Genomic DNA, 14,157 nt, shown 5'->3' on the forward strand with positions numbered 1-14,157 from the left:
TGCCTAATCATCCTTAATGAGTTATCCCACGCAACTCGTTATTTGCATATTGCTGTGCGTATTACCTTGCTCAGAGGCCGACTCTAGAGTGCGACCTTGATGGTCGTGCAGCGTAATGCCTTGCTCTGTTTTCCAGTCTACCCAACCATTAGAACTGGCTAATAGCAAAAACATCGAGGCACCGCTTGGTGTAGGGAATAAATAATCACGTTGAAATACAAAACGCCCATCTTGCTTTGCGATAACACCTTTAGCCAGTAGCTGGTCACGCTTATCATAAAACCGTTGTTCTGTTTTACGCTTGGTGGTCATAGGAGCGGATGAACCTTTTAATACCACCATGCCTTCGTTGGTGTAAATGCCTTTGGCATCAACGCCTGTACGGCTACACGAAAATACCTGTTCAGCTTTGGTAGGTGATGTTTCTGTCAGTGGTTCAAAAATCGGGTAGCCAAGGGTGGCTAACAACAAGCTACCAATTTCATGAATTTCATCGCAATCTGCTTTAAGTGGCACAGGTGTATGTGGCTTTTGCCCTCCATTACCATTAAGCAATTCATAACGCTGGCAGTGTTTTGCTTTTTCTATCGATAGCGATTCTAAATACAACACATGGGTTTGGGTTAAGTTATTGGTAAGCGACACCAAAACTAATGCACGCTCCCAATCTTTCTTTTCGTCTTTGTAGTGCTGCATCAATCGGCTACCGACATCGCCCGACTGACCAATATATAATTCATCTTTGCTATCGCCCGACACTAAAAAATAAAGCCCAACTTGTTTGGCTTCTGGCATTTTTACAAATTCAGCAATATCACTACGCGGCACTTCAATTAAGCGAATAATCGACGTGGTTTGCTCGGCAATGCGAATGCCAGCAGGGTCGCCCGTAGGTAAAAATATCTGAATGGTACGAGGTCGTTTTTGAGCAATCATTCAGCCTGCACCACACCTTCATTATTAGGTTGCAACTCAGTAAGTACACCTAATTGGATAAATAAAGACTTTAAAGATGGAACTACATCATTAAGTGAGTCAATAAAGCTAATGTAATTATTGAAAAATTTAGATGTAATCTCTTCATCATCATTAGATGATCGTAAAAACAAGGATTGCCCAACCTTAGACTCTAGGTTGATAATAAAATCTCGGATCATTGGCTTAGACATCACTCTTTCTGATTTAAAAATACCATTATCTGACCATGAGCGCATTACATCTATAAATTGGAGTGTATTGAATTCAGGTCTGTTATTTTTCTGACTATTAAATCTTACTTCAACAGTTTTATTCAAATCAGAATTAGTATTTTGAATAGCTTCACTTAGTTGTGTTATCAATTCATCTATAAGGCGATTTACTTCTGCGTTCGTTAGGTAGTCTATATATGAACATATATATCTTTTTAGAATAGTAAGCTCAGAAAAAACAACCGATTCAATACAGTAGCCTTCATGACTAAATGGAGTGCAGCTTCGCCTGATCTTCTGTTTCAAGTTAATATCAACTGCTGATGTTGAAAAGTCTCTGTCAAAAATAGCGTTCCAAGTCTTTCCTTTCATAAGAGAAGACAATGTCCGTTTATTATACTCAATTTTTTGAGCAATATTGTCCTTCCCACGTAGAGGGAAGAATGTCACTTCACTCAAACAACCTGCAACATCAGTCACCTCTTTCAATTTTTGGTTCAATGCATGGAGATAATTGGCATCATCTTTACCTTCAACAAAAGCTATATGTTTTGCTTGATTTAGTCGCTCTAACGACAAAACTACTCCACCTAAAGCATTTTTTATTATATCAAAGCCTGAACTGTCTATTGCTGTCAAAAGACCGTCATTCTTAACATCATCACTTATAAAAAAGACTTCTCCATCACCAGCGTTTGTTACAAACTGGTCATTGTGACTAATAATAAAAAATTGATTGTGGTCAATTTTTCTGAGGTAATTAAGTAGGTTTTGCTGTAGCTTGGAATGGATATGAGAGTCTGGTTCATCAACTAAAAGTAACTTGAGGGGCGCATCAACAAACTCAACGGTTGCTAAAATCTCTACAATCTGGAGGAATCCGCTACCTTGAAGGTGCAGGTCATATGGTTTTGAGCCTTCAACAGAAACACCAAGGCAGACATATTCATCTTTTTCTCGTCTGGTAGTTGGCGGTAGAGTAAATTTGATTTCTTTCTCAACTATTTCAGAAATACTTGCTTCTAAATCAGCAATAGATTTCCTTTTCGATATGATTTTATTTCGTAAAACCTCATGAGAAGAACCTTTTTGTATTTTCTTCTTAATCTGCGCTTCATTGTAATAGGGTTCAAACTGGTGGACACCTGCCACAGGTCTAGTTTGATAGATAAAGATTGCTTCATCTAAAAACTTACCTGCACCGCAAAAATCTTTTGCGAAATTACTAAATTGGTCGTCATCAGTAGGTTGTACACGATAAAAAGCATTTTCTATTGAACTTGGACAGGTTACTTTGAATCCTAAGTTCCAAGTTTGTGCCTCTTCATCATCATTAACTAATGAAATTGAAATCTCGGCACACTTACCTAGCTCAGGATCTTTAGGGTCATGGAACAGGTCTTCGTCTTTTGTGATCCGTAGAAAATCCAAATCCTGATAGTTCACGTAACGATTCGTAGAATTTTTGACTTTATAAAATCCTTTTCTCGAACTCAGAATATAGGTTTGATAGCACTTCTCCCATAAATGGATTGCTTCAAATATCGTCGATTTCCCAGAGCTATTTTCACCTATGATGATATTGAAGTCAGGGTTTGGGTGGATAGATATTTCTTTAAATGTCTTAAAATTCTTTAGTGTAATATTACTAATTCTTAACTTCATTATGTCCCGTCCTTAGGTTTTAACTCTGCGTTTGCCTGTTAAAAGCTGCTGCATAAGTGCTTTCTTTTCTTGCTTTAGGTCAGCAAGCTGTTGTTGTAATACCTCTATTTCACGGTCAGCGTTAAGCAATACTGATGCGACTTTTTGTTGTTCGTGGAGTGAGGGTATTTCGATCTTTACACCATAAATTGGCTTTTGTGAAATAAGTGGCTGACCTCCTTTATTTCTCAACCGTGATAGGTCAAACTTTTGTAACAAATATACAATAAATTGCTTATCAAAATCTGCTGAGAATTTTTTTGTAAAAAGAGCATTATCTGTAATCCAGCAGTCGTTTTGCACAAGTCTAGTAACACCGCAATACTCACCAACTCGACCTATGAGGATTACATTACCCGTTGAGTTGCTCTTCGCCGAATACCCCATAATATTATTACCACCGAAAACAGGGAAACATTGCGTATTAGTTTGTTCTTTTTCAACATCTTTAGGCTTAGTATCGCCACTAGATAATGTAAAAACATCACTCAACTTAACCTCTTCCCAGTCACCTTCAAACGGCTTACCTGAATCATCAAGTAGGCGCTTTTTACCTGTGAGCAGTTGTTGCATCAGGGCTTTTTTCTGCTGCTTGCTGTTGTCGATTAGGCGCTCGGTGGTGCTAATCGCTTTATCCCAAGTAGATAGGATTTTGGCAATTTTGCGTTGTTCTGGAAGTGGGGGTAAATTTACTTTAACAAAATAAACTAATTCACTACTGATATTCGTTACAACACCTCCAGCAGCTAATCTTTTGTATTGTCTTTGAACTATCTCTCCACCTAGTAGCTGAATCAAATAACCTTTATCCAAGTTTTGCTCGTAGTTTCTGATTACAAACCAGCCATCATGAATGTAGCCATCAATATTTAGGATGTAGGGCTTTCCGTAACTCATCGAGTTTGAGAGTATAATTTCACCTTTACTTACTTCTCTTGACTTTTTAGCGCCTTCTTTTGTTATTTTTTCCTTAGTAGAATTTATAAAGGCGGCTTCACCTTTTGTATCACCAATTTTAATCCAATTTACACCATCATCACTATCTGTCATAAAATTAACAATTGGACGAGGTGAGCTTCCTCTATCTAATTTAAGAATGTCTTTAAACGATTTTTGCTTCCATCCATTAGGCACCATAACCCAACTCCTTTAAGTAGCCTTCCATCTCTGCTTCAAGGGTTTGCAGCTCATTCTTAAGTTGCACACGCTCAGTTCGCACTGCCACTAAATCGATTTCGGCTTCTTCTTCAAAGGTATCAACGTAGCGAGGGATGTTTAGGTTAAAGTCGTTCTCTTTGATCTCATCAAAACTGGCTAGGTAGGCGTATTTATCAACGCTTTCACGAGCCTTGTAGGTGTCGATAACTTTTTGAATGTTGTCTGCCGTTAACTGGTTTTGGTTTTTACCTGATTTAAACTCACGGCTGGCATCTATAAACAATACGTTTTCATCCGTTTTGTGCTTTTTGAATATTAAAATAGCGGCTGGAATACCTGTACCAAAAAACAGCTTTTCTGGTAGGCCAATAACGGTGTCTAGCAAGTTTTCTTCAATCAGTTGCTGACGAATTTTACCCTCGCTTGATGCGCGAAATAGCACTCCATGTGGCACTACAACCGCCATACGGCCAGTGTCTGGTTTAAGCGTTTCAATCATGTGGCTAATAAACGCATAATCGCCTTTGGTTTTAGGTGGTACACCACGGCGAAAACGTCCGTAAGGGTCGCTGCTAGCATCGTCATGACCCCACTTATCCAAACTAAATGGCGGGTTGGCTGTTACTACATCAAAGTGCAATAAGCCGTTGCCGTCTTTATCAAGTAACAGTGGGTTACGAATGGTGTCGCCCCATTCAATGCGGTGGTTGTCTTCACCGTGTAGGAACATGTTCATTTTGGCGAGTGCCCATGTTGAACCTATCGCTTCTTGCCCAAATAAGGCGTATTTTTTAGAGCCAGAGTTTTTGCGCACCATAGCGCCACATTTTAAAAGCAGCGAGCCACTGCCTGTACATGGGTCGCAGATTTGGTCGCCTTCAACTGGCTCTAAAACGGTTGCCAAAAGAGTTGAGACCTCAGGCGGGGTGTAGTATTCACCAGCGGTCGCGCCACTGCCAGCGGCAAAGTGTTTGATAAGGTATTCATAGGCGTTACCGATAATATCTAAACTGCCTACACGCTCTGTGCTTAGGTTTAAAATGTCTTTACCAAAGTCTTCTAGTAAGTGGCGCAGTAAATCGTTCTTTTGTTTTTCTTGGCCTAAGCGGTCGGTGTTAAAGCTGATGTCTTGGAATACGTTTTTAAGCTTGCTGCCGTTAGCTTCTTCTAGTGCGTGCAGGGCTTTATCAATACGCTCGCCGTTACCTGCTTCGTAGCGTTTTTCGTATAAATCCCAAAAGCTCGCGCCTTCGGGTAACACAAAGCGCTGCTTCGACATCATGGCGTGAATTAAATCGGGATTGTCGCCATACTGAGTAATCAGCTTGTTGTATTCGTCTTTGTATACATCAGAGATGTATTTTAAAAACAACATAGTGAGGATGAAGTCTTTATAGGTATCGGCACTAATAACACCGCGGAAGGTGTCGCAGGCGTTCCACACCGCTTTGTTAATATCGTCCTGATTGATTTGGTTGGTTGTGGTCATATTTTTTAGTCCTTGTTATTAATTTTAAATCTGTTTTGTGTTAGCCAACGCTTTCAAGTGCATGAATGGCGGTTGTTTAAGTACACGAAGAAAAGTGTGGTGGCAGATTATGTGATTTAATAGCTGTTGTACCAAAACGCTGTCGTATTTTTTACCTTTTGCGATAAATAACGCATCTCGAAGTACATATGAGAGTAAGCCTAAAAAGCTATAAAACCTAATAAATACGATTGTGTCTGAGATAGGCAACTAGGTCAATTTACTTTGGCTGTAATATAGTAAAGTATGAAATGTGACGAAGCGAATGTTAATTTTTCATTAAAAAATGATGTTAAAAGCCATGTTGGCTTATAAATGAATATCAATTAAAAAATAGCAAGCTAATATAGACGACATAATATTGTCATTCTAATATTTGCAAAGGATAGTTTTTTGATATTTGGCTTGTTTGTTTTACAGGTTTTTGTATCAAAAGAAGAGAAGTTGTGTGTCCCTTTGAATTTAAGAGGTAGCGAACTTAATGATTTTATATCAACATTTTAGGTCTTGATAGTCATCAAAGAATTAGGTAATAAAGAGAAATAGGCTTTTACGACGCCTTAAAAATGCTCGCCATTAAATATGACTTTGACTACCCCGAAGATAAGCTAATAGAGCTTGCTCAAGCAGTAAAAGTAATTGTAGACGATAAAGTAAAATTTGTAGATTGGAACCACCGCGAAGACATTAAATCATCGCTCAAAGTCGAGCTGATTTTAATACTCGCTAAATTTAAATACCCACCAATCAGCCGCGATGAAGTATACAAAGAAATATTTGAGCAAGCGCAAAATGTAAAAGCAAATAAAGAGGCTTGAGTTGTTTAGATGTGCATCTTTATTGAAAGTATGAAACTTTTTTGTTGATTGTATACGTTAAAGCCAAAATACAACTAAACAGGGAGTGTGAAACAGTTGAGTATAATTAAAGAGCAGCTTTTAACCTTAGGTGTGGTTCCAAAAAAGCAAAAAGTTATTGCAGCTCATAAAGCTGAGTTAGCAGAATTGTTATTTGAAAAACTGATTGAGACAATAATAAATAAAGAGTCAATATGTAAATTCTACTCCTATTTAAGAGCTTGTCAGTGTCGGTTAACACCGGTTATAAGAAAAAATATAAGGGCTAAACATCAAAAAGCTATTAATAGTAATTCGTTAGATATTATTGATTTAAAAAATTTTATTAAAAGTATTGATTTAGAGGTGGCCAAAAAACGCTTCATTGAACACGAAAATAAAAAGCTAATTAGGCGATCTAAACCAAAACCCAAAAAAAGAAAGGAAACAAAACCATATAAAACTCCGAAGACGCGAAAGGTTTCTATAGAAGAGAAAATAGAGCAGTTAAAAGCCACCTCTACAATCGGATTAGGTGTGGAAAGTAGTTTCAAAATTCCTAAAGTCAGAAGTTCAGAAGTTGTTATCGACAAAAATACTATTAATCATCATATAAGAGACAAAAGTATTTTGTACGCAGCTGGTTGGTCGTTAGCAAAAGACAGTAATTCTGACTGAATTTAACTCTTATCAAAATTGATGAATTGACTTGTTTTTTTGTTAGAATAGTTTAAGTTAAAACTTAGTATTTCTAAGTTTTAAAGGCGTTTATGGCTTTTCTATTTTCTCCCAAAGCTCGTGCATTTTCTGACGAATCGTTGGAAAGTTACTTGTTACGGGTCGTTTCTGAGAATTTTTTTGACTCGTATGAAGGGTTGAGCTTAGCTATACGAGAAGAGCTACATGATCTTGATTTTGAAGCGCATGGCGCATTCCCGATAGATTTAAAAAGGCTCAACGTATACCACGCCAAACATAATAGCCACTTTAGGATGCGGGCTTTAGGGTTACTTGAAACACTACTAGATTTACCTCGATACGAGTTACAAAAGTTGGCTTTGCTAAAGTCAGATATTAAATTTAACTTCTCCGTCGCTTTATATAACAATGGCGTAGACATTCCCCTGAGGTTTATTCGTCACCACGCCGAGGGAGCTGTTGATTCGATTCCGGTATGCTCACAATGTCTTGCAGAAGAAGCTTATATAAAACAAAGTTGGCATATAAAGTGGGTAAATGCATGCACTAAACATCAGTGTGCTTTGCTACATAACTGCCCAGATTGCTGCGCTCCAATTAACTACATAGAAAATGAGTCAATCACTCATTGTTCATGCGGTTTTGAGCTGTCTTGCGCTAATACATCGCCTGTAAATGCATTAGATATTGAGCATTTAAATAAATTGCTGGATAAAAATGAGCGCAATGATAGCAACCCGCTATTTAACAATACTATTCTTACAGAACGTTTTGCTGCGCTTCTTTGGTATCAGGAGCGGTATTCTCAAACAGATAACTTTTGTTTAAATGATGCTGTGAACTATTTTAGTAAATGGCCAGCAGTTTTTAATACAGAGCTTGATGAACTAAGTAAAAATGCAGAAATGAAGTTAATAGATCTGTTTAATAAAACTGAGTTTAAGTTTATTTTTGGGGATGCTATTTTGGCTTGCCCGAGTACTCAAAAGCAGAGAGAGTATCACTTTATTTATGGGGCTCTATTAGATTATTTAGTTACTTTGGTTGAGAGTAACCCTAAAACTAAAAAGCCCAACGCAGCCGACTTATTAGTAAGTGTATTGGAGGCTGCAACTTTATTAGGTACTTCAGTAGAGCAGGTTTATAGGTTGTACCAAGATGGTATTTTGCAAACGGCATTTCGTCATAAAATGAACCAGAGGATCAACCCTTATAAGGGCGCGTTTTTTTAAGGCATGTTATAGAGTACAAAACTAGTTTTGGAAATGATAAAGCTAGAATGTATTTGTCGGCATGGTGAGTATATGCATTTAAAAGAACTGCTAGAGATTACAGACACCACTGAGCGAGATAGATTATTACGTCGTGCTTTTAGCCCTTATACGGCAATGATTGATATAACAGGCAGCGAAGCCGTTGCTCTGACTATTTTGTTAAACCTGACTTATCGAAAAAACCAAGTTGATGACTTGCTGGATAAAAAGCTAGCAAAACAGGCTTTAAAAAGTGAAGACCATATTAATAAATGTATTAAGGAAATAGCGTGGTTTCATACTCATAATTTAAAGTACCCTGATATTAGAGTAAGTAAGCAAAATTTAGGTGTAGCGCCTCCACTACTGCACTCTTATGTTTTGAGTAGTGCTAACTACCCTAAAGCCTATGGCTGGTCACATGACTCAGCTAAAGTTAATTTTGCTAAATTATTTGTTAGTTACTTTAAATGGCAAAATCAAGACAGTTGTTTGGCACAAGTATTAGCTACGAACTCGGATAACTGGAAATCCGCATTTACCTCTCTTGGGTTATCCGTTAAGGCATTTAAAAGCTTATGTGTAACCGTTAAAAAATCATTGCCTGAAAAAGCCATTCCCGACTATGTTGACCGCTACTCTCGCCAAATTAGAATGCCTTATCATGATGGTTACTTAGCTGTTACGCCTGTAATTAGCCATGTTGTTCAATCAAAAATTCAACAGGCGGCAATTGATAAACGAGCTCGATTTAGCAATGTAGAGTTTACGCGTCCTGCTGCTGTCAGTATGTTAGCTGCTTCCTTAGGTGGTGTTATTAATGTGCTTAATTACCCTCCTTATATACGAAGTAAATATCATGGTTTAAGTAACTCACGAGCATTTAAATTAAATAATGGGCAAACAGTATTTAACGTTGAGGCACTATTAAAGCCGGAATTAATTAAAGCTTTAGAAGGTATTATATTTAGTAATAATGCGCTGGCTCTTAAACAGCGTAGACAACAAAAAGTAAAAAATATTAAAGCGCTGAGAAACACGCTTTTAGAATGGTTTTCACCTGTATTTGAATGGCGCTTGGACGCTATTGAGAATGGGTATGACTTAGAACAGCTTGAGAGTGCTTCAGAGCGACTAGAGTATAAAATACTATCGCTACCCGACAATGAACTCCCTTCGCTAACGATTCCTTTATTTAGGTTACTAAATGAAATGCTTGGCGGTGTGAGCATGACACAAAGGTATGCTTTTCATCCTAAATTAATGAGCCCTTTAAAAGCAGCTTTACAATGGTTGCTTGTTAATCTTACAGATCAAAAACATGTACTGATTGAAGAAGATGATGAACATTATCGCTATCTTCATTTAAGCGGTATACGTGTGTTTGATGCGCAAGCATTATCAAACCCTTACTGCTCAGGTATTCCATCTTTAACCGCTGTTTGGGGCATGCTTCATAGCTACCAAAGAAAACTTAATGAGGCGCTTGGGACAAATTTACGGTTCACATCTTTTTCATGGTTTATTAAGGATTACGCTGCGGTTGCAGGGAAAAAGCTTCCTGAACTCAGTCTGCAAGGCGCTCAGCAAAATAAGCTTAAGCGCCCAGGAATTATTGATGGCAAATACTGTGACTTGGCATTTGATTTAATAGTACATATTGATGGCTATGATGATGATTTACAAGCAGTAGATAGTGAGCCAGATATTTTGAAAGCGCATTTTCCATCTAACTTTGCAGGTGGTGTTATGCATCAGCCTGAGCTTACTTCAAACGTAAATTGGTGCTGTTTGTATAGTAATGAAAATCAGCTGTTTGAAAAGCTTAGGCGACTCCCTTTATCAGGTTGTTGGGTAATGCCAACTGACCACAAAATAGAGGATTTAGATGAGCTACTCTTATTATTAAATAATGACTCTAAATTGAGCCCATCTATGATGGGATATTTATTACTCACTGAACCCAAAGCTAGAGTAGGAGCGCTTGAAAAACTGCATTGTTATGCTGAACCAGCAATAGGAGTGGTGAAATACGAAACTGCCATTAGCATTAGGTTAAAAGGTATTAGCAATTATTTTAAAACATCTTTTTGGATGCTAGATGCGCGAGAAAAGTTTATGCTAATGAAAAAGGTTTGACCGGAAGGTGCTCAATGGAACTATGTAATATATTAAAATATGATCGCTCGCTTTATCCTGGTAAAGCTGTGTTTTTTTATAAAACGGCTGACTCTAACTTTGTTCCCCTAGAAGCTGATATTAATAAAATTAGAGGCCCTAAATCTGGTTTTACTGAAGCATTCACCCCGCAGTTTTTACCAAAAAACATCTCACCTCAGGACTTAACACATAATAATATATTAACTCTAGAAGAGTGTTATGTACCTCCAAATGTGGAACATATATTTTGTCGGTTTTCTTTGAGGGTGCAAGCGAACTCGTTGGCCCCTTCAGGCTGTAGTGATCCAGATGTTTTTTCTTTATTAAAAGAGTTGGCAGAAACATTTAAAGAGTGTGGTGGTTATAAAGAGTTAGCTACTCGTTATTGCAGAAATATTTTATTAGGTACATGGCTTTGGCGTAATCAAAACACCGGCAACACTCAAATTGAAATTAAAACCAGCAAAGGGAATCGTTATTTAATCGATAACACCCGTAAGTTGGCTTGGGAAAGTAAGTGGGCTTCTGATGATCAAAAAGTACTGGAGGAACTAAGTAATGAAATTGAGAGCGCATTAACTGATCCTAATGTGTTTTGGAGTGCCGATATAACCGCGAAAATAGAAGCCTCATTTTGCCAAGAAATTTACCCAAGCCAAATTCTAAACGACAAAGTTAAGCAAGGAGAGGCCTCAAAACAGTTTGTAAAAGCTAAATGTGTAGATGGCCGATACGCTGTAAGTTTTAATTCTGTAAAAATAGGTGCGGCGCTTCAGTCAATAGATGATTGGTGGGATGAGGATGCAAGTAAAAGGTTACGAGTGCATGAGTTTGGTGCAGATAAAGAAATAGGCATTGCCCGACGTCTTCCCGATTCTGAGCAAAACTTTTATTCTATTTTTAAAAATACTGAATGGTATTTATCAGCTCTTAAAAATTGCATTACTAATAAAAATGAAAATATAGACCCAGCTATTTATTATTTATTTTCTGTATTGATTAAGGGCGGAATGTTCCAGAAAAAAGCAGAGGCTAAAAAGGCGTAGTTATGCAAAGGTATTACTTCACAGTCCACTTTTTACCAAAACAAGCCAATCTAGCTCTGCTTACTGGCCGTTGTATTTCTATCATGCATGGGTTTATTTTAAAGCATAATATTAAAGGAATGGGAGTTACGTTTCCTGCTTGGTCAGATTCATCAATTGGCAATGTAATTGCTTTTGTGCATAAGGATATGGAGGTTTTAAACAGCCTTAAAGAGCAAGCATACTTTGTTGACATGCAAGATTGTGGCTTTTTTAAAATAAGCCAAATTTCAACCGTTCCTGACAGTTGCCAAGAAGTACGTTTTATACGTAATCAAGCGGTAGCAAAAATTTTCACAGGTGAAAGTAGAAGAAGATTAAAGCGCCTGCAAAAAAGAGCCTTAGCAAGAGGTGAAGATTTTAATCCTAAAAAGGTCGAAGCTCCCCGAGAGATTGACATATTTCATAGGGTAGCTATGACTAGTAAGAGTTCACAAGAAGATTATATTCTTCATATTCAAAAGCAAGATGCCGATTGCCAAGCAGAGCCAGTCTTGAGTAATTATGGTTTTTCCTCAAATGAAAAGTTTAAGGGCACGGTTCCTGATTTATCACCTTTAATAGAAAGTAATTAACCTTTATTAATATCTTCATTATAAGCCGTTGATAACAGAACCCTCTGAGCAAGCATATAAAAATATGGGTAAAATTGAATTTGCTTTTTAATTATATAAATTATATAAATTATATAAATAAGCTTAGCTACTTTTATAGTGATCTGCCGAGTAGGCAGCTGAGAATGGATTTGGATTACATGCGCCATCGAAATAAAGGTGACCTGCCGTATAGGCAGCTGAAGATAAAAACAATCGATTCGATGTTTAAGTTAATGTAATTCTGCCGAAAAGGCAGTGAGTAGTAATTGAAAAAACCAGTCTTATATCCGAAGGCTGGTTTTTTTGTTTTTAGCGTTATAACCTTTATTTCACTATGTCATTGTATGGTTGTATTTTATGTCAGTGCATGGTTGCAGGATTTTTTTAAGTTATTGATATGCCTATTCAGTGTATGTCACGCTTTGCTTGCAGCGACAAAGGATCTAGGATCTTAGTGTGCTTTTATGTTAGAATTCGCGCAATTTTTTGGCATTAGTAAGAAGCACAGCAATGATCTTAGACGATATTCGCGTTGTTTTAGTTAACACATCACACTCAGGTAATATAGGTTCGGCGGCTCGCGCCATGAAAACAATGGGTTTATCAAAACTCTATTTAGTTGACCCTGCTTGTGAAATTGATAGCCATGCAAGTGCGTTATCTGCAGGTGCCAGCGATGTATTAGGCAATGCAGTGATTGTTGATAAGCTTGAAGATGCCATTGCTGATTGTGCATTAACCATTGGTACAAGCGCACGTTCGCGCACGCTTTCATGGCCGATGGTTGAGCCTCGCGAGTGTGGTGAAAAGCTGGTGGCAGAAGCTGAAAATGGTCCTGTGGCATTAGTTTTTGGCCGCGAAAACAGTGGTTTAACTAACGAAGAACTACAGCTGTGTAATTACCATGTATGCATTCCCGCTAACCCAGAATATAGCTCGCTAAACCTTGCTATGGCTGTGCAAACATTGTCTTACGAAACACGCATGGCATTTTTAAATAAGCAACCTAAGCAAGAAGCACAAGACGACACCGTTTACCCTAACTCTAAACAAACAGAGTTATTTTACGATCACCTAGAAGAAACACTATATAACACAGGTTTTATTATCAAACAGCACCCAGGCATTGTGATGACAAAGCTTCGTCGTTTATTTAACCGTGCACGCCCAGAAGAGGCTGAAATGAACATTTTGCGCGGTATTCTTACCTCTATAAATAAATCGATTCCTAAGTAAGGTATAGCAATTAGTTATATAAACGGGTGTTTAAATAACTGGCTAATACTTGACTAAATTACTCAGGTAATTACAATGGAGACAATACTTGACCAAACAGGTCAGGTATTAAAAATTTGTTAACTACATATCACTTTGAGCGATATGTTTTTAAATCAAATTTTTATCAAGTGATAATACTTGACTAATTTACTCTGGTAATTAAAATTTGCACTCTTTGTGCAGGGGGCGTTATGAAATTAACATCAAAAGGCCGATATGCCGTTACAGCGATGCTTGATGTTGCGCTGCACACAGGTGTTGGTCCTGTCGCCCTTGCTGATATTTCACAAAGACAAGAAATTTCTTTGTCATACCTTGAACAATTATTTGCTCGGCTGCGTAAAAATGGCTTGGTAAGTTCGGTTCGAGGACCTGGTGGCGGCTATTTACTAGGGCGAGAAGCCGGTGTTATTTCTGTTGGTGACATTATTACCGCAGTTGATGAATCAGTTGATGCAACACGTTGCCAAGGCGCCAACACTGGCTGCCAAAGCGGTATGCGCTGTTTAACCCATAATTTATGGTCAGACTTGAGCGCACGTATAGAAGAATTTTTGAACAGTATTACCCTTGCTGAATTGGTGGAAAAATCAGATGTGAAAGAAATTGCATCGCGCCAAGATAACAGTATCAATAACGCAATTAAGCAGTTGGAAAACATTCAAGTAAG

General features: G+C 37.8%; 12 protein-coding genes. 8 read left to right on the top strand and 4 right to left on the bottom strand.

Features of this window, described 5'->3' with window-relative positions; genetic code table 11:
- Positions 1 to 21: 21 nt before the first annotated feature.
- From BCG07_RS19265 to BCG07_RS19280, 4 genes are read right to left on the bottom strand one after another with little or no spacing between them, the layout of a single operon-like run.
- Positions 22 to 936, bottom strand: coding sequence for a GIY-YIG nuclease family protein (locus tag BCG07_RS19265; protein WP_286891587.1), 915 nt, complete (start codon positions 934 to 936; stop codon positions 22 to 24).
- Complete coding sequence (locus tag BCG07_RS19270; protein WP_286891589.1) at positions 933 to 2,855, bottom strand: ATP-dependent nuclease; 1,923 nt, start codon at positions 2,853 to 2,855, stop codon at positions 933 to 935. Before BCG07_RS19270 ends, BCG07_RS19265 begins: the two co-directional genes overlap by 4 nt.
- A 12-nt stretch (positions 2,856 to 2,867) precedes the next feature.
- Positions 2,868 to 4,031 (bottom strand): restriction endonuclease subunit S, encoded by a 1,164-nt coding sequence (locus BCG07_RS19275; protein ID WP_286891591.1) that lies wholly within the window; start codon positions 4,029 to 4,031, stop codon positions 2,868 to 2,870.
- Positions 4,021 to 5,541 (bottom strand): type I restriction-modification system subunit M, encoded by a 1,521-nt coding sequence (locus BCG07_RS19280; RefSeq protein ID WP_286891593.1) that lies wholly within the window; start codon positions 5,539 to 5,541, stop codon positions 4,021 to 4,023. Before BCG07_RS19280 ends, BCG07_RS19275 begins: the two co-directional genes overlap by 11 nt.
- 581 nt (positions 5,542 to 6,122) lie before the next feature.
- Between BCG07_RS19280 and BCG07_RS19285 the strand changes: the two genes are divergently transcribed.
- The 8 genes from BCG07_RS19285 to iscR form a co-directional block, all read left to right on the top strand.
- Positions 6,123 to 6,398, top strand: coding sequence for a type I restriction enzyme endonuclease domain-containing protein (locus tag BCG07_RS19285; RefSeq protein ID WP_353743804.1), 276 nt, complete (start codon positions 6,123 to 6,125; stop codon positions 6,396 to 6,398).
- Between the two features lie 87 nt (positions 6,399 to 6,485).
- Positions 6,486 to 7,094, top strand: a complete 609-nt coding sequence (locus BCG07_RS19290; protein WP_286891594.1) for a hypothetical protein — start codon at positions 6,486 to 6,488, stop codon at positions 7,092 to 7,094.
- A gap of 92 nt (positions 7,095 to 7,186) precedes the next feature.
- Positions 7,187 to 8,347: a TniQ family protein gene (locus BCG07_RS19295; RefSeq protein ID WP_286891595.1), complete on the top strand. Its 1,161-nt coding sequence runs from the start codon at positions 7,187 to 7,189 to the stop codon at positions 8,345 to 8,347.
- Positions 8,348 to 8,419: 72 nt separating this feature from the next.
- Complete coding sequence (locus BCG07_RS19300; RefSeq protein ID WP_286891597.1) at positions 8,420 to 10,507, top strand: type I-F CRISPR-associated protein Csy2; 2,088 nt, start codon at positions 8,420 to 8,422, stop codon at positions 10,505 to 10,507.
- A 14-nt stretch (positions 10,508 to 10,521) separates the two neighbouring features.
- A complete protein-coding gene (gene csy3, locus BCG07_RS19305; protein ID WP_286891599.1) occupies positions 10,522 to 11,574 on the top strand; it encodes a type I-F CRISPR-associated protein Csy3 in 1,053 nt (350 codons plus the stop codon).
- A gap of 2 nt (positions 11,575 to 11,576) precedes the next feature.
- The gene (cas6f, locus tag BCG07_RS19310) at positions 11,577 to 12,188 is read left to right on the top strand and encodes a type I-F CRISPR-associated endoribonuclease Cas6/Csy4 (RefSeq protein WP_286891601.1); all 612 of its coding nucleotides are present in this window, start codon (positions 11,577 to 11,579) and stop codon (positions 12,186 to 12,188) included.
- Between the two features lie 531 nt (positions 12,189 to 12,719).
- Positions 12,720 to 13,445 carry a tRNA (cytosine(32)/uridine(32)-2'-O)-methyltransferase TrmJ gene (gene trmJ / locus BCG07_RS19315; protein WP_039036282.1) on the top strand — a complete coding sequence of 242 codons (726 nt, stop codon included), beginning with the start codon at positions 12,720 to 12,722 and terminating at the stop codon, positions 13,443 to 13,445.
- A 233-nt stretch (positions 13,446 to 13,678) separates the two neighbouring features.
- Positions 13,679 to 14,157, top strand: a 479-nt coding sequence (gene iscR / locus BCG07_RS19320; RefSeq protein ID WP_286891603.1) for a Fe-S cluster assembly transcriptional regulator IscR, incomplete at its 3' end; no start/stop codon positions are given.

It is taken from the genome of Pseudoalteromonas sp. ESRF-bin5 (assembly GCF_002632075.1).
Classification (GTDB): Bacteria; Pseudomonadota; Gammaproteobacteria; order Enterobacterales; family Alteromonadaceae; genus Pseudoalteromonas; species Pseudoalteromonas marina.

What these genes read in the sequence shown, in the direction of transcription:
- BCG07_RS19265 (WP_286891587.1), bottom strand. Translation starts at nt 936, where the DNA reads ATGATTGCTCAAAAACGACCTCGTACCATTCAGATATTTTTACCTACG.
- BCG07_RS19270 (WP_286891589.1), bottom strand. Translation starts at nt 2,855, where the DNA reads ATGAAGTTAAGAATTAGTAATATTACACTAAAGAATTTTAAGACATTT.
- BCG07_RS19275 (WP_286891591.1), bottom strand. Translation starts at nt 4,031, where the DNA reads ATGGTGCCTAATGGATGGAAGCAAAAATCGTTTAAAGACATTCTTAAA.
- BCG07_RS19280 (WP_286891593.1), bottom strand. Translation starts at nt 5,541, where the DNA reads ATGACCACAACCAACCAAATCAATCAGGACGATATTAACAAAGCGGTG.
- BCG07_RS19295 (WP_286891595.1), top strand. Translation starts at nt 7,187, where the DNA reads ATGGCTTTTCTATTTTCTCCCAAAGCTCGTGCATTTTCTGACGAATCG.
- BCG07_RS19300 (WP_286891597.1), top strand. Translation starts at nt 8,420, where the DNA reads ATGCATTTAAAAGAACTGCTAGAGATTACAGACACCACTGAGCGAGAT.
- csy3 (WP_286891599.1), top strand. Translation starts at nt 10,522, where the DNA reads ATGGAACTATGTAATATATTAAAATATGATCGCTCGCTTTATCCTGGT.
- cas6f (WP_286891601.1), top strand. Translation starts at nt 11,577, where the DNA reads ATGCAAAGGTATTACTTCACAGTCCACTTTTTACCAAAACAAGCCAAT.
- trmJ (WP_039036282.1), top strand. Translation starts at nt 12,720, where the DNA reads ATGATCTTAGACGATATTCGCGTTGTTTTAGTTAACACATCACACTCA.